General features: G+C 42.9%; 19 protein-coding genes. 8 read left to right on the plus strand and 11 right to left on the minus strand.

All coding sequences use genetic code 11. The features are described 5' to 3' along the window. Positions 1–302: 302 nt before the first annotated feature. Both ACRRMM_RS15850 and ACRRMM_RS15855 read right to left on the minus strand, forming a co-directional pair. Complete coding sequence (locus ACRRMM_RS15850) at positions 303–785, minus strand: hypothetical protein (protein ID WP_007498435.1); 483 nt, start codon at positions 783–785, stop codon at positions 303–305. 107 nt (positions 786–892) lie between these two features. Beyond that, positions 893–3,559 (minus strand): S8 family peptidase, encoded by a 2,667-nt coding sequence (locus tag ACRRMM_RS15855; protein WP_058214111.1) that lies wholly within the window; start codon positions 3,557–3,559, stop codon positions 893–895. A 242-nt stretch (positions 3,560–3,801) separates the two neighbouring features. Here ACRRMM_RS15855 and ACRRMM_RS15860 point away from each other — a divergent pair, with 242 nt between their 5' ends. Genes ACRRMM_RS15860 through ACRRMM_RS15885 form a run of 6 tightly spaced genes read left to right on the plus strand, consistent with a single transcriptional unit; the run spans position 3,802 to position 11,291 of the window. Then, positions 3,802–4,260, plus strand: a complete 459-nt coding sequence (locus ACRRMM_RS15860; protein ID WP_007498437.1) for a PTS sugar transporter subunit IIA — start codon at positions 3,802–3,804, stop codon at positions 4,258–4,260. Continuing rightward, positions 4,257–4,586, plus strand: a complete 330-nt coding sequence (locus ACRRMM_RS15865; RefSeq protein ID WP_007498438.1) for a PTS fructose transporter subunit IIB — start codon at positions 4,257–4,259, stop codon at positions 4,584–4,586. The genes ACRRMM_RS15860 and ACRRMM_RS15865 overlap by 4 nt, the downstream gene beginning before the upstream one ends. A 36-nt stretch (positions 4,587–4,622) precedes the next feature. Beyond that, complete coding sequence (locus ACRRMM_RS15870; RefSeq protein WP_017358746.1) at positions 4,623–5,741, plus strand: PTS fructose transporter subunit IIC; 1,119 nt, start codon at positions 4,623–4,625, stop codon at positions 5,739–5,741. A gap of 28 nt (positions 5,742–5,769) precedes the next feature. Further along, entirely contained in the window at positions 5,770–8,433 is a 2,664-nt protein-coding gene (gene mngB, locus ACRRMM_RS15875; protein ID WP_428828751.1) for a mannosylglycerate hydrolase, read from the plus strand. Between the two features lie 57 nt (positions 8,434–8,490). After that, positions 8,491–9,375 carry an ROK family protein gene (locus ACRRMM_RS15880; protein ID WP_024719038.1) on the plus strand — a complete coding sequence of 295 codons (885 nt, stop codon included), beginning with the start codon at positions 8,491–8,493 and terminating at the stop codon, positions 9,373–9,375. Next, a complete protein-coding gene (locus tag ACRRMM_RS15885; protein ID WP_428828750.1) occupies positions 9,372–11,291 on the plus strand; it encodes a BglG family transcription antiterminator in 1,920 nt (639 codons plus the stop codon). Before ACRRMM_RS15880 ends, ACRRMM_RS15885 begins: the two co-directional genes overlap by 4 nt. A gap of 61 nt (positions 11,292–11,352) precedes the next feature. Here the strand turns inward: ACRRMM_RS15885 and arr are convergent, their stop codons facing one another. From arr to licT, 5 genes are all read right to left on the minus strand, one after another. Beyond that, positions 11,353–11,769 (minus strand): NAD(+)--rifampin ADP-ribosyltransferase, encoded by a 417-nt coding sequence (arr, locus tag ACRRMM_RS15890; protein WP_428828749.1) that lies wholly within the window; start codon positions 11,767–11,769, stop codon positions 11,353–11,355. Positions 11,770–11,889: 120 nt separating this feature from the next. Further along, positions 11,890–12,075 carry a hypothetical protein gene (locus tag ACRRMM_RS15895; RefSeq protein WP_008343855.1) on the minus strand — a complete coding sequence of 62 codons (186 nt, stop codon included), beginning with the start codon at positions 12,073–12,075 and terminating at the stop codon, positions 11,890–11,892. A gap of 157 nt (positions 12,076–12,232) precedes the next feature. Beyond that, positions 12,233–13,654 (minus strand): glycoside hydrolase family 1 protein, encoded by a 1,422-nt coding sequence (locus ACRRMM_RS15900; protein ID WP_216943106.1) that lies wholly within the window; start codon positions 13,652–13,654, stop codon positions 12,233–12,235. A gap of 19 nt (positions 13,655–13,673) precedes the next feature. Beyond that, positions 13,674–15,533 (minus strand): beta-glucoside-specific PTS transporter subunit IIABC, encoded by a 1,860-nt coding sequence (locus ACRRMM_RS15905; RefSeq protein ID WP_249476526.1) that lies wholly within the window; start codon positions 15,531–15,533, stop codon positions 13,674–13,676. Between the two features lie 236 nt (positions 15,534–15,769). After that, positions 15,770–16,606, minus strand: coding sequence for a BglG family transcription antiterminator LicT (gene licT / locus ACRRMM_RS15910; RefSeq protein WP_017358738.1), 837 nt, complete (start codon positions 16,604–16,606; stop codon positions 15,770–15,772). A 185-nt stretch (positions 16,607–16,791) separates the two neighbouring features. Between licT and ACRRMM_RS15915 the strand changes: the two genes are divergently transcribed. Further along, a complete protein-coding gene (locus tag ACRRMM_RS15915) occupies positions 16,792–16,992 on the plus strand; it encodes a hypothetical protein (protein WP_008343859.1) in 201 nt (66 codons plus the stop codon). Between the two features lie 34 nt (positions 16,993–17,026). Here ACRRMM_RS15915 and ACRRMM_RS15920 read toward each other — a convergent pair whose 3' ends face one another. Then, the gene (locus tag ACRRMM_RS15920) at positions 17,027–18,646 is read right to left on the minus strand and encodes an APC family permease (protein ID WP_008343861.1); all 1,620 of its coding nucleotides are present in this window, start codon (positions 18,644–18,646) and stop codon (positions 17,027–17,029) included. Positions 18,647–18,989: 343 nt separating this feature from the next. Then, positions 18,990–19,958 carry a rhodanese-related sulfurtransferase gene (locus ACRRMM_RS15925; RefSeq protein ID WP_007498459.1) on the minus strand — a complete coding sequence of 323 codons (969 nt, stop codon included), beginning with the start codon at positions 19,956–19,958 and terminating at the stop codon, positions 18,990–18,992. A gap of 199 nt (positions 19,959–20,157) precedes the next feature. On the opposite strand from ACRRMM_RS15925, the gene ACRRMM_RS15930 reads away from it, so the two are divergent. Continuing rightward, positions 20,158–21,240: an iron-containing alcohol dehydrogenase family protein gene (locus tag ACRRMM_RS15930; RefSeq protein ID WP_268432187.1), complete on the plus strand. Its 1,083-nt coding sequence runs from the start codon at positions 20,158–20,160 to the stop codon at positions 21,238–21,240. A gap of 50 nt (positions 21,241–21,290) precedes the next feature. Here the strand turns inward: ACRRMM_RS15930 and ACRRMM_RS15935 are convergent, their stop codons facing one another. Beyond that, positions 21,291–22,118 (minus strand): aldo/keto reductase, encoded by an 828-nt coding sequence (locus ACRRMM_RS15935; RefSeq protein WP_008343867.1) that lies wholly within the window; start codon positions 22,116–22,118, stop codon positions 21,291–21,293. 298 nt (positions 22,119–22,416) lie between these two features. Then, positions 22,417–22,833: a hypothetical protein gene (locus tag ACRRMM_RS15940; RefSeq protein ID WP_353829602.1), complete on the minus strand. Its 417-nt coding sequence runs from the start codon at positions 22,831–22,833 to the stop codon at positions 22,417–22,419. Positions 22,834–22,846: the final 13 nt, after the last annotated feature.

A 22,846-nucleotide genomic window follows, 5' to 3' on the forward strand; every position in this document is an offset into this window, starting at 1 on the left:
CGAGGGAAAGGTCATTCCCTCCTCATCTGATGATCATCTTAGGATGATCCATGATAAAAGCTCAAAGCTGAACGTTCAAAGCTGAAAGCTCAAGTATTCAAAGTTCTTATCCATCAAAGTTCAAGATGAAAAGCTCAATGCTCGATCGAATCTGGGAGAAACGGCTCATGAGTGTTTGTTTATCGACTCTTTCGGTTGCCGCCCAGCAGGTTTGCTAACAAAAAGAAAAGGATGTCACTAGCTGACATCCTTTTTTTCTATGAAAACGACAGGAATTTCGCCAAGTCGCCTCTTCTAGCAGATTAGTAACGTGATGTATATGCCAAATGGTACACACTTGTCACATTTGAAGATAGCGTGATGTCGTTTGAAGTAAAAGTCACTGGAACGATATCGTAGTAATGTGTAGACCAGCCTGCATTATTGTATGTACGGTAGCCTGCACCTGCAGGAACTTGAATCGTTAGTGAAAATTGTCCATTCTCGTCTGTTGTACCTGTCGCTGTTTGAGCATATGATTTGATTGCTGCTTCAAAATAAAGCTGAATTGGCTGATTCGCCATGAGTTGACCACTTGTGTCCTTTAATGTTCCTTTAAAAGTAGCTGGATAATATGAACCTACACGATATTTACTGCCAGAACCGTAATTAACCATACCACCGTCTGCTGCTGTGACGCCTGTTACTTGTACGGATGCTGGTACTGCTCCTGTTTCCTCTGCATGTGCAAAGCTTGGGAAAACGAGAAGCAATGATAGAAAGAAAGCAAACATGATTTTTTTCATCGATAAATCCTCCTTTTTTTTCCTACTATATTACTATCGACAGTTATTGTCATTTTTCCAGTAAAAAACAAAAACTTCCCTTTTTATTCAAAAGGGAAGCTGCAAAACTATTTTTTCACAACAACTTTCACTGCTTTACTTTCTCTTTTTCTCACATCTGAAGCCGTCACATACAAGACGGTTTTGGCTTTTTGCGGCTTGATTTTAGCCGTAAATGCGCCTTTGCTATTGGTTTTGACCGTTTGAATGACTTTCTTTGATTTGTTCTTCACCTTGATTGTCAAGCCTGCACCCGCAGTTCCTTTGACCGTTTTACTTTTCACTGTTACTCGATTCACCTTTGGCTTAGCTGGTGCTTTGCCCTTTTTCACGACCGTTTTGAGCGAAGTCGCAGCCTTTCCTTTTGATATCTTGATGTGAAGCACTTTATTTTTGTTTTGATGCTTGATCTTCACACTAAAGGTTCCCTTTTTGCTTGCCGTGCCTTTTCCAAGCAGGGTTTTGCCTCTATACACAGAAATGGCAGCGCCGGCTTTCGCCTTTCCTGTCACCTTTTGATGCTGATCTTCTACTTTGCTGACTGATGCGTTTAATTCAACAGCACTTAATGCGGCAAAAGCATTGAGTCTGCCATGTCCAGTCATCCAATCGATACCCGGAATTTTCGGATCGACAACAGGCTCGTCATTTTCATCATAGAAAATGTCATCTGTTCCATCAACAGCTTTAAATGAAATATCATCCGCTGTATTTTGTAAAATATTTCTCACTTGGTTTGGTTTCAGGGTTGGATTTTTAGAAAGCAGTAATCCTGCTGCTGCTGCAACATACGGTGTAGCCATTGATGTCCCGCTCAAGTATGAAACATTCCCATCAGGCATTAAGCTTGGGATATCGGACCCTGGTGCAGACATGCTTAATCCTTTCCCATAGCTTGAGAATTCAGCGGCAATATCCATGCGATTGCTTGCACCAACTGCCATGGCATATTTGGAAGTCGCAGGATAACCCATTTCTGGAATGCCATCGTTTCCGCTCGCCACTACCACTAATACATTTTTTTGTGCAGCATAGTTCATCGCATATTCAATGACCTTGCTATAGTAGCCACCAAGGCTCATGTTGATGACCTTTGCACCTTTGTCCACTGCATGTTTAATGCCAAGAGCAATATGCTCTGTATCTCCATTTCCATACGCATCCAGCACTTTGACTGGGATGATTCCTGTATGTTGATTCAGCCCTGCCATGGAGTAATGATTATCGGCTTTTGCTGCAATGATACCTGCCACATGGGTGCCGTGGCCATTGTCATCAATTGCATCTTTATTTCGGCCGATGAGATTGGCACCTAAGTCTGTGCGAACCGTTCCGCTTAAATCGGACAAACGGCTGTCGACACCTGTATCCACAACAGCAATTAACGTTTGCTTCATTTTGCTTGTGCCAATCAATGTATTCATTTGTTCAAACTTCACATCAGCGCCTTTTTTCCCACTGTTCTGCGCACTGTTTTTCAGCGGCCACTGGTAACCATACTGCGCGTCATTACTGAGCGCACGATACGTTTGTACAGGCTCTGCAAATTCAACATTCGGCATACTAGAAAGCTTTCTCGCCGTGCTTTTGATCACAGCTTTGCCTGCTTTAAGCGTTTTGCCAGCTGATTCTTTCCCTGCCGGTACATCGTAAACATACATTCCTTTGAATAAAGGATTTACTGACTGAGATGTCACACGGTTTTCTTGAATCCCGTAGCCTTTCATCTTCTTTTTTGCGGATTGAAGCGTTTGTCCATCCTTTAATTTAAAGATGATTTTGTTTGTGTTGACCTTTTCTTCTGGAACAAGCTTTTGTTTCTCTAATACATAACCGATCGATTTTCCTTCAAGCTGATCGATTCCTACTTTTTGTCCCACTGTTTCTAATTCCTTTTTTAGATAGGCTGGACTTGCCTCTTTGAGCATATCAAAAAGGGAACGGATCGCCTGTTGCTCTTTCTCTGTGACGATATGACCGCTGAATGCACCATTTTTCTCTACGTCATTCAGCAATGATTTTAATGTAAGCAAATGATTGTACACCGTTTGCTGCTTTTTTTGATTGTTGATGAGTTTAGATTTAAGAAACGGCTTTGTTTTTTGTAGCAGACGTGTAAGCTTCTGACCATCGGCTGTTTCATTGAATCGTTTGTCTTCGATCGTACGAATGGATTGAAGAATTTGACGTCCATGCTTTTTCTCAATAATGATGATCCCTGGCTCTTCTTCTTCAGGGAAAATCGGTTCAGATGGCGGAAGATTCGCGCCTTTATACCCGATTGTATATGCTGCATCCTCTTCCTCATCACGGCTGTCTTCCTCTGAACCTAAATACAGCACTTTGACATAGTAAGGACCTGACCATGCATGCGGGAAGTTGATTTCTGTCTCTCCACTTGCTGTGTCCACACGATATCTCGAATAAGTGTCATCCTTTATCGCTCTATCCTTACTTGGGTAGACCGATACAGATAACACTTGTTTGCTTTTGACAGCAATTTGCATATGTGTATGTTTTGCCACATCTTGTGCAGATGGCGTGATTTGGTACCATGACTCTTCTTTTTCATTCTGTAATGTACCTGAGATGACTTCACCATTTTTTAACCCAATGGCTTCATTGACACTTGTGCCCTTACTAACTGCTGATGCCTCGTACCCAGGTAATGCAGCCATACATAGAATGATGGCCATGAGTACAACCACACAGGATTTGACCTGCTTTTTAAACATGAAAAGACCCCCTTATCTTTTACAATACCTTGGAAGAATATCACAGAATCCCTTTTAGTAGAATCTGTTTTTGACATAATTAAACTCGTTTTAAGCTAGGATTTGAGATATTCAGATGGCTAGTCTGATCGCTTCATAAACTTTTTGCCATTTCAAACGGAAAATGATGCTATTTAACCATGTCGAAAAGTACATTAAAATCAAATTGTAAGCGCTTAACAAACAAGAGAGAAGGGATCAGCTTGTTCCAAAAAGATCATGTTTTTACACAAGTAAACGGTCGATCAAAGAATGAGATTTTACAATACATTTCCGAGAAAGCTGAAGACCTTCACATTACAGATGATCAGTCAGGGTTATTAACAGATTTGTTGAAACGCGAAGACGAAGTCTCAACAGGACTTCAGCAAGGTTTTGCGATTCCTCATACAAAAAGCTCTGCTGTTCAAACGGCTTCACTTCTCTTTTTAGAACTTGAACAACCCATTGAATGGGGAAGCTTCGACGATTTGCCAACAAGCTATTTATTTACACTGCTCGTTCCACTAGAAGAGGCCAATGTCACACACCTCAAATTACTGTCTGGCATTGCCACAAGTTTAATGGAGCCTGCTTTTATCGAAAAGATTCAACCTGGTCAAACAGCAGACTATTATTACGAAGTCATTGAACAACAATTGAAAGAGGGGATTACACAATGAAAATTGTCGGTGTCACTTCATGCCCAGCAGGGTTAGCTCATACACCAATGGCAGCAAAAGCATTAGAGAATGCGGGTAAACAGCTTGGACACGAGATTAAAATCGAACAACAAGGAATTATGGGACAGGTGAATGGCATTACAGCAGAGGAAGCCAAGCAGGCAGACCTTTGCATCATCGCCTCCAATCAGCATATTAACGACGCCGAACGCTTCTCAGGTATTCCTACTGTACGTGTCGAAATCGGGCGCGCCTTAAAAAATGCCGAGCAAATCATCACAAAAGCCGTTGCGCTGGTTGAAAAGAAAAAATCTGAATCCCAATAAACAGGAGCAATGCCATATAGAAAGGAGCAAAGCAGAATGAAAGCAAAATTAAAAGTCATTGAAGGCCACCTCATGACCGGTATTTCTTATATTCTTCCGGTGATCATCGGAGCTTCACTTATCGTTGGTTTAGCCAAACTAGTCGGGTTAGGTTTTGGTGTATCAGATTTAAACGCCTATAAAGATGCAGGCGGCATTTTACATGGTGCCTATTTGATGGAACAGGTTGGCTGGACAGGCATTGGCTTAATGAACGTACTGCTCGCTGGCTTTATTGCCTATTCGATTGCGGATAAATCTGGTCTTGCGGCCGGCTTTATCGGTGGAGCTCTTGCCAGCTCAACAAATGCTGGTTTTATCGGCGCCGTCATTGCAGGTTTCTTTGCCGGATATGTCGCTCTCTTTGTGAAAAGAAAAATTCAAATTCAAGGCTCCGCAGCTGGACTCGTCCCTCTGCTCATCTTACCGCTCATTACTGTTGGCTTAACCGGACTTCTCATGTCCGTTCTGCTGGGCGGTCCATTAGGGGCTTTGAACACCGCATTAATTGAATGGATCAAAGGCATGGTCGCAGATGGAACAAGTACACTCGCACTTGCTCTCATTCTAGGTGCAATGATTGGCTTTGATCTTGGCGGCCCAGTGAATAAATCAGCTTGGATGGCTGGTAACGCGCTCTTCCTATCAGGTGTCTATCTTCCTGCCATTCTCGTCAATATCGCGATTGTCATTCCTCCGCTTGGATACGGGCTTGCGACATTGATTCGAAAACGCAACTTCTCTCCTACCTTTAGAGAAGCCGGACGAGGCGGTCTTGTGATGGGGATTATCGGGATTACAGAAGGAGCCATTCCTTTTACACTCGTCAATCCTTTGAAATTGATTCCGCTGAATGTCGTCGCTTGTGCTGCTGGAAGCGGGGTCGCTGCCTTATTAGGTGTCCATGACATCATGCCGCCAATTGGCGGACTATACGGATTCTTCTCAGTAGGAAACTGGTGGGCGTATTTAATCGGCGCACTAACTGGCGCACTTGTTATTGGAATTGGCGCCAACCTACTTGTGAACTTCTCTGAGAAAAAAGAACCCCAAAAGCCAGAACATGATCAGAAGCAGAAAGAAGAAGATGATTTTGACCTTGTGCTAGAAGGATAATTTGAACAAAGAAAGGTGTCGTTACACAATGACTGTCAATGTACATGTGATTCCACATACTCACTGGGACCGGGAATGGTATTTTACCACCTCCCGTTCCCGTATCTACTTAATGAAAAGCGTAATGGACATATTGGACACCCTCGAAACAGATGAACGATTCCATTACTTCATGCTCGATGCACAAGCATCCTTGCTAGATGATTACTTGAAATGGCGACCAGAGGATGAGGATCGAATTAAACATCTCGTCACAGCAAAACGCCTCATCATCGGTCCATGGTATACACAAACCGATCAGCTCGTGATTTCTGGGGAATCGATTGTACGGAACCTGCAATATGGGATTGAGCGCTGTCAGCAGTTTGGACATGTCATGAAGGTCGGTTATGTCCCTGATTCCTTCGGTCAATCTGCACAAATGCCTCAAATTTATCAAGGCTTTGGTATTGTCGACACAGCCTTTTGGCGCGGCGTTTCTGATCATATGACGAATCACACAGAATTTAATTGGCGCGGGGCTGATGGCAGTGAAGTGTTTGCAGTGAATCTGCCATTTGGCTACTACTACGGAGGAAATATTCCTGAAAAGGATGAAGACCTGCAAGCCTTTCTTTCTGAAAAAATCGGGGCGCTGCAAGCAAAAGCCACGACAAAGAATGTCTATTTCCCAAATGGCTTTGACCAGGCGCCTATTCGTAAAAACCTGCCTGACTTATTAGAAAAAGCCAATGAAATAGACGAGCACCACTATCAAATCAGCAGTTTAGAAGACTACATTGCAGCAGTGAAAAAAGAGCGAACTTCTTTTGAGACATTAGAAGGAGAGCTCATTCATGCCAAGCATATGCGAATTCATAAGTCCATTTTTTCAACAAGAGCAGATTTGAAAATCTTAAACAATCAAATTGAAAACTATCTTGTCAATGTGATGGAGCCGATCCTTACAATCAGCTATTCACTCGGACACGATTACCCGCATGACACGGTGCGTGATATTTGGTACCTCATGTTTGAAAATGCAGCGCATGATAGCATTGGCGGCTGTAATAGTGATACGACGAATCAAGATGTCTTCTTCCGCTATAAACAGGCAAAGGAAATCGCCGAGAATCTTGTGGACTTACACATGCGTCTCATCGCCATCCGGCTGCAAACGGAGCAAGAAATCACGTTCACTTTATTTAATACACTGCCTTCAAAGCGCTCTGAAGTCATTGAAGTCGAAGCCTTTATCACAGAACGTCCATTTACACTAAAAGACGCTGATGGACGAACTCTTCACTACACAGTCAAAAGCAAAACCGATGTGACAGATTATGTCTTAGCACAGCAGATTTCACTTAACCCAAGCAAAGAGGTGTACATGCCAAAGCAAGTATGGAAAGCTGTTTTACTCATTGAAGCAGTCGACTTGCCATCCGTTGGTTATACACAAGTCAGCATGGTTTTCGATGAATCTAGTGAATCCATTTTGGAAAAAACAGAAGGCCGTGTCATTGAAAATACGTTTTACCGCATTACAGCAAATGACAATGGGTCATTAGAAATTACGGATAAACAGACCGGACGAACTTTCTCTGAGCAAATGATCTTTGAAGACAACGGAGATGATGGGGATTCTTATAACTATTCACCACCGCGTGAGGACCTTTATGTATCATCTAAAGATATCTCATCAGCTGACATCGCCGTATCTAAAAGCAGTTTACAGGAAGAGCTCATCATCAAGCTTCAATTGACTGTCCCATATGATTTAGAGGAACGTTCGGAGCAAAAGGTGACGACTTCCCTCCCGATCACAGCGAAGGTGGCTTTAAATAAAGATGAAGCGGTCATCCGTTTTCATGTAAATGTTGACAACCATGCGCTAGACCACCGTCTACGGGTACTCTTTGATACAGGTATTGCATCAAACGTATCACTCAGCGATCAACAGTTTGGCACCATCGAACGTCCAACGGAGCTGACGCAAGAGCTAGAATGGTGGAACAATGAACATTGGGAAGAAAAACCGATTACCATTGAACCCATGCAATCATTTGTTGCACTTCGCGATGAAGCATATGGTGTCTCTCTTTTGACGGATTGCGTCAGAGAATACCAAATCACAGGCGAAGACTACACAACCATTGCTTACACACTCTTCCGCTGTTTCGGAAAAATGGGGAAAGAAAACCTTCTTTATCGTCCTGGCCGGGCTTCTGGAGAAAAAATCGTGGAAACACCTGACGCCCAGCTTCAAGGATCGCTATCATTCTCCTTTGGCATGCACTATAGCCAAGAAGCGGTAAGTGAAGGACACTTGGCTCAGCTTGCTAAACGTTACACCACCCCGGTTCAGTGCTACGAGCGGGCAGACTTTTTAAACGGTCGTTTAATTTTCTCTTTCCGAGATGAAAAAGAAGACTTACAATCTACTTATAGCCTGCTTGACATTGAAACAGACGGGGCCGTTCTAAGCGCTTTGAAAAAAGAAGAGCATGGGACAGGCATTGTCATTCGTCTCTTCAATCCATATTTAACACGTCAAACAGCCGCTTCAATCAATAGTTCATCTCTACAACATGGAGAAACAGCGAATTTAGGCGAAACACCTGAAGGACATATACTGAAAGCACAACATGGATCATTACACATTGAACCGCTCACACCTTGTCAGGTACAAACCTACATTGTAAAGAAAAAATGAACATGTAGGGGCGGGATCCATTTGGATTCCGCCTCTCTTTAATGGAGGGCATTGATCATGCGAATTGGAGGCATCGAAGCAGGCGGTACAAAATTTGTCTGCGGCTACGGAACAACAGACGGAACGATTGAACATATGACTTCCTTTGCAACAGGGAACCCAGAAGAAACATGCCGGCAAGTGATCGAATACTTTACAGAGCATCCAGTTGATGCGATTGGCATAGGCGCATTCGGACCTGTCGATGTAAAAGAACACAGCCCCAGCTATGGAACGATTCTCGAAACACCCAAAACAGCTTGGCGCCAATTTCCATTACTCTCAACCTTAAAACAAGCACTCGGTCTCCCTATGAAGCTTGATACGGATGTGAACTGTGCGGCGCTCGGTGAAGCTCGTTTTTCAACGGAAACAGACAGACCAAATTCCTTGATCTATATCACGGTTGGGACGGGAATCGGCGGCGGTGCCTATATTGAAAACCGCCTCATTCACGGACTGCTTCATCCAGAAATGGGACATATCACTGTTCAGCGCCACCCTCATGACACCTATGGGGGCTGCTGCCCGATCCACCATGATTGTTTAGAGGGACTAGCATCTGGACCTGCCATAGAAGGCCGCTATCATACATTGGCACAAATGCTGCCAGAGGAGCACCCTGCCTGGTCACTTCAAGCTTATTATCTTGGGCAAATGACCGCAAATTTATTACTCACTCTTTCACCAGAACGCATTATATTTGGTGGAGGTGTCATGAAACAGCCGGCCTTGCTGCCGCTCATCCTTGAAGAAACAGACAAACGTCTTCATGGTTACTTACAATTACCAAAGCCATTAAATGAAATCGTCACAAAGCCTTCCTTTGACGGATTATCTGGTTTAATGGGAGCCATCGCCCTTGGAGCTGATGCCTTAAAGGAACAAGGAGCGGCGCAATGATGATGACGGCAGATACTCGAACCTACCAGCTCATTCAGCGGCTATTTGAAACGAAAGGGTTCGTGAAGCTGGAGGAGCTCACTGCCTCTTTTCGCTTATCTGACCGTTCCATCCGCAATCTAATCAAAGAAGCAAACGAGCTGTTAACACATGCTGGAGCCATGATCAAGACCATCCGCGGGAAAGGGTATACGCTCTTAACAAGTGACCAAGACGCTTTCCTGCTTTGGCTCCATCAGCAAAAGCTTCCTGCCCGTTCTCTCGTACCCGTCATGCCAGAAGAGCGCATACGATTTATGATGAGAAAATTATTGCTTCAATCAGACTACTTAAAAATTGATCAATTAGCAGAAGAATTGTTCATCAGCCGTATGACGGTCAGCAGTGATTTAAAAAAAGGACGGGAGCTGTTAGCCCGTTACGGTATGACCCTTATCTCAAAGCCTGGGTTTGGCTTAAAAGTAGACGGAGACGAATTGCAAAAAAGGACGTGCTACGCAGACTTACTGCTTGAAGAAGAACCCGCCCTATCTCATATAACTGAGCGGGAACAGCTTCATTTCCCTGACATTTCACTTGAAACCATTCGATCCATTGTGCTGACAAATCTATATCAAGAATCACTGCTCATTAAAGATATTGCCCTAAAGAATTTAGTGATTCACTTAGCGATTGCCATTCAACAAACGCAAAACAAACAGCGGATACCCGCCAGTATCACTCATACACAAAGACCGCCAGTGTTAACAAGAATCGCTCAAAAGATCACTCATCAAATAAGCGACACGTTTCATGTCACCTTATCAGAGGATGAAACAGATTACTTGGTGATGCATCTCTTAGCGAATCAAACGTGGAAAGAAATCGATGAGCACCAAACGACAGAAGAAGTACGTCAGGCAGTGACACGATTTCTCCAGCACATTGAAAAAACAAGCGGTCATCGTTTTGTAGATGACGATATCCTGCGTCAAGATTTGATGCTGCATATGAAGCCATTATTAAATCGAATTCAATACGGCGTGTCTTTACAAAATCCGCTTTTGCATGAGATCAAAACATCTTACCCTTATCCGTTTGATTTGGCTGTCAGCGGACTCAATGTCTTACAGCTGGTGCGGACGCCAAATGAAGATGAGGCGGCATATGTTGCCTTACATATTGCTGCTTCATTTGAAAGAAGTCATCTTGACACCTCGCAAAAAAAGAGGGCCATTATTGTATGCGGGTCTGGACTAGGAACGGCACGGCTGCTTGAAATTAAATTGAAGGCGGCCTTTCAACATGAGCTTGAGATTGTTGAGCTTTATTCTTATCAGGATTACGCTTTTAGCACGACTTTGCCATGTGATGTGATTATTACAACCGTACCTCTCGCACCAAAGGGGAAACCAATCATTCAAGTGAATGCTTTTTTTGAACATCATGATGTCCAGCGTGTGAGTGAGGTCATTCACCTGTTAAACGGACATGGTTCCCCTTCGCAGGAGCTGATGGCTTTTTTCCAAGAACGATTGACCTTGTTGGATGTGAACCTTTCAAGCAAAGAAGAGGTATTAGATACGCTTTGCAGCCGGCTGGAAGCGCATCAGCTTGTTTCATCTTCTTTTCGTTCCTCCGTGCTGGAACGGGAGCAAATGTCATCTACTTATCTTGGCAAGGGGATTGCGATGCCTCACCCGCTCATCACAAATGAAGGCACCTCCTGCGTGGCAATTGCACGATTGACACAGCCAATTGATTGGCAGGGCGATCAAGTATCTCTGATTTTCTTGTTAGCCATTCAGAAAGATGACGCTGCCTGCATGAATCAATTTTTTGAACAAGCTGTCGATTTATTAGACAGTCCTGACCGCCTTCACTCCTTGACACATGCAAAGACATTTGATGAGCTGATGCATGTCCTGTTTCAATAGCACATAAGGCCACCCAAGTGAAATCGGGCGGCCTTTTATTCATCTATTCCTTACATACGAATCAATCGTATATGACATTTTTTCCTTCTTCCCTTAACTTTTTTAACGACGTCAGCATATGGTTGATTTCTTCATCGGAATGTCTTTCCCAAGCGCCTAATTCTTCGACAATTTTCAAAGGGGATGTCGATCGATAAGAACGGGTCGGATTCCCCGGAAACTTTTGATCCGTCAAATTCGGATCATCTTCAAACTCGCCTGTCGGTTCTACAACATAAATTCTCTCTTTGGAATCAGACCGGGCTAATTCAGCTCCCCATTTGGCTGCGTTTAATGTTCCAGTAAAATAGATGTGGTTCGATTGTTTATCCTGATAATTGGATAAATGCAACGGTTCAAGCAGGTCCCCAATCTTCAATTCTGCTTTCGTCCCATGAAAAAACGGCCCAGGATCTAAAACATCTTTCTTGTCATTCATACAGCCACATCCCTTATCGTTTTTGACTTGCGTATAACAGTATACGGCCTGATGCGGGCGGAAAACAGTCTATAAATGAGATGAAATTCGGGGTATAATGATAGTAGAGAGTAAGATCGTTTAAAAAAAAGGAAATTTCTCATTGATTCCAACAAGAACAAAAACAAGAATACCTTCCACTGCTGACAGCGTCACAATCAATCCGTGGTTCATTGGGTGTTCCTTCGCAATTAATTTCTGACCAATATAGTTTAAAGCGTAAAAAAGAAAGAACAATAAGAAAAACAAATAAAGGATCGTCATCATCTACATAACCCTCTTTCTTATAATGGATAATCAACCAATTTTTACAATATATCATTAGACTAACATTTTAGAACAACTCGAACAATATGCTCTTGCCAATAAAGTAAACGAACAAAAAAGCCAGCCACCCGCTAATAAGGTGACTGGCTTTTTCCTGTTACTTCCCGATGTTCTCTCCATTTTGCTCGATCAATGTTTCATACCAATAAGAGCTCTTTTTCCGAATTCTTTTGAGGTCTTTTAGGTCAAATTCATCACGGTTGACGTAGATAAAACCGTAGCGTTTTGAGCAACCTTGGTGTGTACTGATTAAGTCGATGGCTGACCATGGGCAGTACCCGAATACCTCAACACCGTCAGTGATCGCCCATTTGATTTGTTCAATATGTTTTTCTAAATAATCAATTCGGTAATCATCCTGAATCGATCCATCCGCTTCTAACTTGTCAAAAGCGCCCAGCCCGTTTTCCGTAATAATCAGAGGTAGCTGATAGCGGTCGTAAATCTCACGCATCGTTGATCGGAAACCGGTAGGGTCAATCTCCCAGCCAAATGCATTTTTACTTAAGAACGGGTTGTTCCCGCCTTTGTAGACGCCATCTTCACCAGATTTTAAATGCTGATCTCCACCGCGGGCAAATTCATCATTGCCATCTCCTTTACTCGCTTCAACCGTTTGAGATGTGTAGTAGTTAAAGGCAATGAAGTCTGGTTTTGCACTTTTCAAAATATCCATATCTCCCTCTTCAATCACAGGAAGAATGTCTTTTTCCTTCATGTATGCCCATGCAAGGTTGTTATAACGGCCGAATACCGCCATATCAAGATACAGCCAGTTGCGGATCGCATTGTAATTGGCCGCAGCAATGACATCCTCAGGTTTTGGAGATGCCGGGTAAATAAGGGCGATGTTTGGCGCTGGTCCGATTTTCGCCTCAGGCAGCAAACGATGACAAAGCGTCATGGCTTTCGCCTGTGCCACAAGCATATGGTGGTTCTGCTGATATAGTTCTTTTTTCGGATTTTCTAAATTTGGATCCAGTGTACCTAGAGCTGATCCATGTAAGATCATCATGTTTTGTTCATTAATCGTCAGCCAATATTTTACCTTCTCACCATACTCTTGGAACAAAACTTCCGCATAACGTTCAAACGCATCGACTGTTGAACGATTTGACCAGCCGCCTTTCACTTGAAGCGCATGAGGTAAATCAAAGTGATACATCGTCACAATTGGTTCAATGTCATAGCGTCGCAATTCATCAATGAGAGAATGGTAGAAGTCAATTCCCTTTTGATTGATCTCCCCATCTCCATTTGGAATGATACGTGTCCATGCAATGGAGAAACGATAAGCCTTCAAGCCCATTTCTGCAAACATCTTCACGTCTTCTTTATATCGATGATAGTGATCGCTGGCTACCTTAAAATCAGTTGTTCCTTCAGGATAGCTTTCTCTCATATCAATGACTGAAGGTCCCTTGCCATCCTCGTTCCACGCACCTTCTACTTGATAGGCGGAAGTCGATCCGCCCCAGAAAAAGTCTTTTGGAAATGGTGCTAGTGTTGAATATCTCATGATTATGTCCTCCCTTTTCTTAAACTAAGTGTAAAAATGATTGTCCTGGTGTCACTTGTTTTTCTTCTGTCTCAATGATATCGCTAAATTCACCGGAATTGGTAATAATCACAGGTGTTGTGACAGAAAGACCTGCTGCTTGAATGGCCTCAATATCAAACTCCGCAAGCAGTTCACCTTCTGTAATCGTTTGGCCCTGCTCAACCTTCGGCGTAAAATGACGGCCCCCAAGTTGTACAGTATCCAGTCCAATATGAATAAGTACTTCTGCTCCTCTTTCAGAGGTGAGACCGTATGCATGTCCTGTTGGGAATACCGTTGTCACGACCCCAGTTACTGGTGCAAACAGCTTGCCTTCTGACGGGATAATGGCTGCGCCCTTACCTAATGCGCCAGATGAGAAGGCTTTATCCTGCACCTCTTCTAGCTTGATGACTTCGCCAGATAAAGGACTTTTCACATGAGCTGCTTTGACACCATGTTCATTTTCAGATGCTGGTGCAGAACTAGCTGCAGGAGCATCTTCTTCATCCACAGGATCTTTGAATCCAATCAAATAGGTTAAGACGATTGAAAGGACAAATGAAACGGAAATTCCGATTAAGAATCCTGTAAACCCTTGACCATAGAAGATCGGAAGTGTCAGTAAACTCGGAAGACCTGACGCGATCGCAATACTTTGTGAATAACCGATAATGGCACCACCGACACCGGCAGAGATCACCGCTGCAATAAATGGTTTTTTCAAACGAAGTGTGACGCCGTATACAGCAGGTTCTGTAATTCCAAATACAGCAGAAACCGCTGTCGATCCAGCTAATGATTTCAGCTTTTTGTTCTTTGTTTTCAGCATAACACCGATTGAAGCACCGGCTTGTGAAAATACAGCTGGCGCAGTGGCCGGCTTAATATGATCTTTTCCATGAACCGCAATATTATTTAAAATGACTGGCACAAGCCCCCAATGGATACCGAAGATGACAAGAACCTGCCATGCCATCGCAATTAAAGCACCGGCAAGTGTAGGGCTAAAGGAGAATACTTTCAGCAGGACGGCTGCAATTCCGTTCCCTGCATACACACCAAATGGTCCAAATACGATCAGTGTCAGTGGAACGACCGTGACCAGTAAAATCAGTGGTGTAATAAAGTTTTTCACACTTTCATGAATGACTTTGTTAAAGAAACGTTCGATATATCCCATCACAAACACTGCCAAAATAATCGGGATAACCGTTGATGTATAAGACATTAAGACAACTGGAATGCCGAAGAACGACACATCTCCGCCGCCTTTTGTGAGCTCTTGAATAGTCGGGTAGATCAGTGCACCTGCAATCGTCACAGCGACAAATGGATTCGCTTTAAACTTCCTAGCAGAAGTGAATGCGAGCAGCAGCGGCAGGAAGTAGAACAAGCTGTCTGATGCGGCAAATAAAATTTGATACGACGTATCTTCAGGAGATAACCATTTTGCATTGATACAGATGCCTAGAAGTCCTTTTAAAATACCGGCACCCGCCATGACACCTAGAAGCGGTGTGAAAATTCCAGAAACAATGTCGACGAATTTTCCAAAAAGACTTGTACTTTCTTCACTTGATCTTGCAGATGAAGAAGTGGAATCCTCTAATAGATTCGTAAACTCCCCAATCTCTCGATATACCTCTGGTACGGTGTTGCCAATGACCACCTGAAACTGGCCGCCGCTTTCCATGACAGTCACCACACCATTTAATTTTTCAATGGCCGCTTTATCTGCTTTTGATCTGTCATTTAGTGTGAAGCGAAGTCTTGTGGCACAGTGAACCAATGAATGAACATTTTTCTCTGTCCCGATATGTTTGATAATGTCTTCTGCTAATTGACGATGACTCATACAAAAACCCCCTTTTTTTCAAAAAAATACGTTTTTAGGCAAAATAAAAACCTAAACGGGCACCAAAAATAGTCGCAACTTGCTATTGCGCTTTTTCAGTGAACGTTTAGGTTTTGCCTGCCGAACAGTCACAATCCTCTAAGACGATCATTGTGAAACCGTATTCTTTTATGTTTATGAGCAAATAGTACCACTCACTTTTTGTGATGTCAACGCTTTCTTTTAAAATTCTATCTTTATTTTTCTCGTTTGATGAGTCGATTCAAATGAATCGATAGATAGAGCATCTCCTCTGATGTCAGGTCGCGATGATACGTTTGATACACATATTCCGCGATTTTCTTTGCGCAATCGTACGCCTTCGGATATTTTACTTTAATCAGCTGATATAAATCTTGATCTTCACTGACGAGTAACGTTTCGTTGATGAGACGCTGTACGAAAAAGCGTAAATGTGTGAGAAAACGATAAAAGTTGAGCGAGTCTTCATCAAATTCCATGTTCAGATGATATTTCACAATGGTCAGTATGGCATTCACTTCTTTCGTGATATTGACCGTTGTATTCATGTCTTCATTGAGCTCTGCATTAATGATGTGCATGGCAATAAAGCCCGCTTCATCTTCAGGCAGTTCAATATGAAGACGATCTTCAATCATCTCAAGGCATTCCTTCGCCACGAGAAACTCATCTTTGTATAAACGTTTAATCTCCCAAATCAGCGAATTCTCAATCAAGTGGTTTTTCTTTAATCGTTCGATGGCGTAATGAATATGGTCTGCCAGCGATACATGCAGACTTTCGTTTAATCTTCGGTTCAGCTTTGTATGTGCGTATTGGATCATTTCCTCGGTCACCTTGACGACATCATACGGAACCTCTTGAAGCAGCATTTTCATCCGCTCATGTACGGAATGATCCTCTAAGCGGAACACTTTATCAATTAACGCCTCGTCCACCGGGTCTCCGGGACGTCTTTGAAAAGCGATGCCTCTGCCCATGACGACGATTTCTTTTCCTTGTTCATCTATCACACTAATGACATTATTGTTTAGAACCTTTTGAATCTGCATCTCCAAACACCTCCGTCTATAACCAGCCATCTACACTCAAAATATGCTCTCATCTTAACACAACTGTCAAATCACTTGGCGTTTTTATCTGACTTTTGAAATAGATTTCACGATATTTTTACTTCTTTCTTGCTGGTCTGATCCTCCCTCGGCCTGCATACAATACCTCGAGGAGGTGACCTTCGATGAAGGCTTTTTTCTGGTCAGCATCTTTTTTATTCATGTTCATTCTTACTCTCTTTATTCTAGGTATTGTTTTTTGGCTTAGTGGACAAGGCTTAGATCAGCTATGGAGATATGCGCTTATCTGTCTTGTGACAGCCACCGTTCTACACGGCGTTACCACTTGGCTAAAGCAGCATGTCATGGATCATCCATCCAAATAAAAAGGCTGCCCTCAGTATTCAGGCAGCCCTTCCGTTATTCCTTAGATGAGGCGGCTTCTTTCTGAGAAGCACGCAGTTCATCATTGATTTTTTTCGCATCTTCTAAAAACTCTGTTTCAAATCCACTTTTGAGTGCCCACATATAAAATAACAACGCCACAACTGCAATAAGTGCCATATCCCAACCATAATGAATGACGTTATACCCGCCAAATTTATCACTGCCGAGACAGGAAATCGTCATCATCACAAGCAAATACACAACCATCCAAGCACCTGCTTTAAAGTGACGGCCAAAGCCCTTCCACTTCGCTTTTGCTTGATAGTAAAAATAGATTGGCAGACCGATGAGAATAATAAACAGCACCTGACCCGTCAGCGGCCATCTCGCCCAGTACAGTGTCAATGATGCAAAGACAAAACCAAGCGGAGCAATGATGCTGAGTCCTTTAATTCGCAGTGGACGATATAAATCTGTGCCCGTCTTTCTCAGCGTCATCACTGTCACAGGTCCTGTCAAATAGGAAATCAGGGTCGCCACAGATATAATTTCAGCGAGAACCCCCCATCCTCTAAACAAAAACAGAAAGATAAACGATACGCCTAAGTTAAAAAACATCGCTGGACGAGGCACACCATAAATTGGGTGCAGACGACCAAGTACACTCGGCATGTACTTGTTTTTTTCCATCCCATAAATCATACGAGACGTCGTCGCCGTATACGTAATCCCTGTGCCAGAAGGAGAAACGAACGCATCTGCATATAAAATAAGGACAAGCCAGTTGATTCCTAGCGCAATGGCAAGGTCAGCAAATGGCGAGTTGAAATTCAAATGCCCCCAGCCATTCACAATCATTGATGGATCGACAGCGCCAATAAAAGCGATTTGCAGCAGCACATAAATGACCGTTGCAATCAAAATCGATCCAACAATGGCGATTGGAATCGAACGCCCTGGATTTTTCGCTTCTCCTGCCATGTTAATCGGGCTTTGGAAGCCATTAAAAGCAAACACAATCCCCGATGTTGCCACAGCTGTGAGCACACTCGCCCAGCCGTTCGGCGCAATACTTGTTCCAGAAGTAAAATTCTCACTATGAAAACCTACGAATAAGAGCGCACCAATTGTTAATCCTGGAATGACGATTTTAAAAATCGTAATGAATGTATTCGCCTTTGAAAACAACCCAACTGTCCAATAATTGAGCAGAAAATAAATCACCAGCAGCACACTTGCCACCATGAGCCCCTCAGTCGTCAAAACCCCTTTTGTGACCAAATGGCTTGTCCACTTTGCCCACTCCCAAGGCCATGAGCTCATGTATTGAACGGAGGCAACTGCCTCAACAGGAATCACTGAGACAATGGCGATCCAGTTTGCCCAAGCGGCGATAAATCCAATAAAAGAGCCATGTGAATATTGCGTATATTTGACCATTCCGCCTGCCTCTGGAAACATCGACCCGAGTTCACTATAAGACAATGCGATAAATAAAATAACAACCATCCCGATCAACCATGACAAAATAGCAGCAGGGCCGGCGATTTGAGCAGCCCGCCACGCACCAAAGAGCCATCCTGAACCAATGATTGAGCCAAGACCTACCATCATTAAAGCGAAAGTTCCCATCCTACGATGCAAATGATTCATGTTCATAACACCTTTCGATTAAAATACAGAGCATGTGTCGAGCAAGCGCCTTTCTTTTATAGCAGCTCACCTTTCATTCCATTGGCAAATACTTTCTGATCTGAACTTTTATCTTTGTTCATTTTTTTGCCTGTTATATTATCTCTCAATTCTCCATTTTCTGAAATAGTCGAACATGCTTATTTCAAAAGAAAGCGCTTTTTCAACTGTTCAATCTATTAGACTGATTAACTACCTTTACCCTTATTTTGAAAAAAACAAAACAAAAAAGAAAGAGGAAATGACTTCCTCTTCCCTCTGAACACATATCATCCAAAGAAAAAAGGATAAAAGGGAAACCCTCTTATCCTTGTGAGATTGCTTGTTCTTTTTCAATGACAGCTAGTCTTTCTTGAACTTCTTCTTCAGATAAATTGTGCTGTTTCACATAAAGGTTACGTTCGCTTGTGCGGCATTCATGGCTGCAGCTGCGCATATATTTATGCTCGCTTTCTTCTGTTGCAATCATTTTGCGGTTACATGCAGGGTTCGCACAGTTCACATAACGCTCGCAAGGTTCGCCAGTGAAGAAATCTTTTCCTACCACAACGTGCTCTGTTTGATTGACTGGAACCGTTAGGCGGTTATCAAACACATAACATTGACCGTCCCATAGCTTTCCTTGAACTTCTGGGTCTTTTCCGTACGTGACAATTCCACCGTCAAGCTGGGATACATCTTCAAAGCCTTCACGCTTTAACCATCCTGAGAATTTCTCACAGCGTACGCCGCCTGTGCAATACGTCAGAATTTTTTTCCCTTCAAGAATCTCTTTATTGTCACGAATCCACTCAGGCAATTCACGGAATGTCTCAATGTCAGGGCGCACAGCACCTCTGAAGTGACCGACATCAAACTCATAATCATTACGTGCATCAATCACGACCGTATCAGGTGATTGCATTTGCTCGTAAAATTCAACTGGGCTGAGATGTTTCCCCGTTAATTCTAGCGGATTCACATCATCTTCAAGACTTAAATTCACCAATTCATTTCGATGACGGACGTGCATTTTCTTAAACGCATGACCATCTGCTTCGTCAATTTTAATTGGCATGGACGCAAAGCGTGGGTCTTCTTTCAATGCTTGCATGTACTTGTCCGTTTGCTCAATGGTACCAGAAACGGTTCCGTTTATGCCTTCAGATGAAACAAGAATACGACCTAACAAACCAAGTTCCTTACAGAATGCTAGATGCTCTGCTGTAAACGTTTCTGGATCCTCAATGGGGACATATTGATAGTAAAGTAATACACGATATTGTTTTTCCATATATATAAACACCTCTTAAATTTAATCAAAACATACCATTTTATATCATACAGGAAATACATACCTTAAGGCAATGTCAGCAGTTCAATTCCATAAAACGGAAGGGTCTATGGTCTCATATTGTTCGATTATTTGACAGAACTTTCTGTAAAATGAGATGATTTAAGAACTATATGATTTCGTAAAGGAGCATAAGTCAATGATCCAGCCAGAAGAGATCGTCAGAAGCGGTCCTAACCAGTTTATTTCTCAAAAGGGAATTTATCACGAACTCGAGTCACTTGCATCTCCTTTTCATTCACCTGCTATAGTGACAGGATATGACTCATATCAAGCCTTTTCACAGTACACAAAGCTTCCATCCGAGTGGCCTATTGTTCAGCATAAAGGTTACAGTTCACCAAATGCGATCACACGAATTGCGGAAGAACTCAAGAGTTCAGACGTGATCATCGGGATCGGTGGCGGAACGATTTTAGATACAGCGAAGTCTGTTGCCGACGCTCTCCAAATTGAAGTGATCATGGTGCCGACGATTCCTGGGACATGTGCGGCTTCTACACCGCTCAGTGTCATTTATGATGACAAGGGAAATTTCATGAGGGTCGACTATCATAAGCGGTCCAGCTATCTCACGTTAATTGATCATACTTTTTTGCTTTCATCTCCTCTTTCCTATCTACAAAGCGGAATTGGGGATACACTGGCAAAATGGTATGAAGCGGAAGCCATTATTCGTAACACAAAAGGCACCTTGCCGCTCATGGTACATGCTGCATTAAAGCAGGCAGTGTACGTTCGTGACATTCTTCTGACTCATAGTGAAGAAGCCGTTAGCAGCTTAAAAACAGGTCAGCTTTCTCAAGCCTTTGCAGATGTAACAGATACGATCATTACGTTAGCCGGAACAGTCGGCGGCTATGGAGGACGTTATGGCAGAATGGCAGGAGCCCATGCTGTTCATAATGGATTAACATTTATTGATGAAACACATCATGTGTTACATGGACAAAAAGTGGCCTATGGCATTCTCGTCCAGCTTGCCGCAGAAAACCGTATGACGGAAGTAGAAGAATTACTTGAGCTCTATCAAACACTCGGATTACCTAGAACGATGCGTGATCTTGGCATCACAGCTCAGCTAGAGGAAGCAGCACATACAGTGGCAAACCATGCTGCACGTAAAGATGAAACCTTTTGTTTGATTGGAGACTATACGAAAGAGCAAATTGTCGACGCCATTCAAATCATTGAAACCTATCAGCCTCAAAAGACGGTCTGAACATAGGGGCAAATAAAAAGCACAGGCATCCCGCCTGTGCTTTCTTTCTATTAAAAATCGAAGTTATCTGGGTCTGGACCCGTGCGCTCATCTTCATTGAGCTGATCAATGACACTCATTTCATGGGCGGACAACTCGAAATCAAATACGTTTGTGTTTTCGATGATTCGGCTCTTCGTCACCGATTTCGGAATGGTGATAATGCCATGCTGCAAGTCCCAGCGAAGAATGACTTGCGCTACTGACTTCTCATGTTTTTTTGCAATATCTTGAAGCACCGGATGGTTAAGAAGTTTCCCGCTGCCTAATGGCGACCATGCTTCTACATGAATGCCTTTTGCCTTGCAGTAGTCACGTAAAGGCTCTTGCGTCAGCTTCGGATGCAGCTCAATTTGATTGACCATTGGTACCACTTCTGCCTCTTCTAATAAATCTTCTAAATGGTGCTGATGGAAGTTACACACGCCAATGGCTTTAACACGCCCATCCTTATAAAGCTTCTCTAGCGCCTTCCACGTTTCTTTATATTTGCCTTCAACCGGCCAATGGATTAAATAAAGATCCAATACATCCAGACCAAGTTTGTTCATACTCGTTTCAAAGGCTTCAAGCGTTGACTCATATCCTTGATCACTATTCCACACTTTTGTCGTAATGAACAGATCATCGCGAGAGATGCCTGATTGCTGAATGGCTTTGCCAACACCTTCTTCATTTTGATAGGCCGCTGCTGTATCTATACTGCGATAGCCCGCTTCTAGTGCGTCTTTGACTGCATTTACAGCCTCATCCCCATCTTTTACTTGCCATACACCAAAGCCAAGCTTCGGCATTTTCACTCCGTTTGCTAATGTGACTGTATCTGTTAATCCACTCATCAAACAAACCTCCGCTTCATTTTTGCTTACCATGCACTATACCCGAATGTGCGAAAGATCATGCATGAAGATAAACCATTCATAGACTGAATGATCTCAGATAGTTGACAAAGGGCTAAAATGAACTTGATTTTAGCCCTTTGTCTTCTTTTTTAGCGTGATAGAAAACCTTTGCAGCCCTAGGAAGGACGAGTACTGGCGCAGAGCGAATTTGACATTCGTGAGCACCAGCACGCAGGACTGACAAAGAATGCGAGGGTTTGTCTACACGCTGAAACCATTCATAGACTGAATGATCTTATTTGATGTATTGTCCCATATCGACTTGATTTGCATCAACGATTTGGTATTCACTGATTCGATTTTTTGTTTTAGAACCATCATACGTCTCTAAAAAGCTTTGGTCATAAAAAGTCACACCATATATTTGCTTTTCGTTCTCGTACACTCTGATCCAATAAGATTCTTTTGTTTCTTTTTTAGATCCAGTTAACTTCTTTAATTGAATACCCGAAAATTTCTTCAGCAGCTTTTGAATATCCTCTTTCTTGTCCACCACAACGCGCTCATCATCATGCTCAATTTGAATGGAAGTCACTTTATCTTTATCAATCGAGACCACATCATCAAAAGCATATGTTTTGGCATTGATCATAAAATAAAGACCTATTCCGATGACAATAACGACTACTAAACCAATGATCCACTTCTTCAACCTAACTCCTCCT

The sequence above is a fragment of the Bacillus sp. XT-4 genome (assembly GCF_050864245.1).
GTDB classification, from domain to species: Bacteria; Bacillota; Bacilli; order Bacillales; family Bacillaceae; genus Bacillus; species Bacillus altitudinis.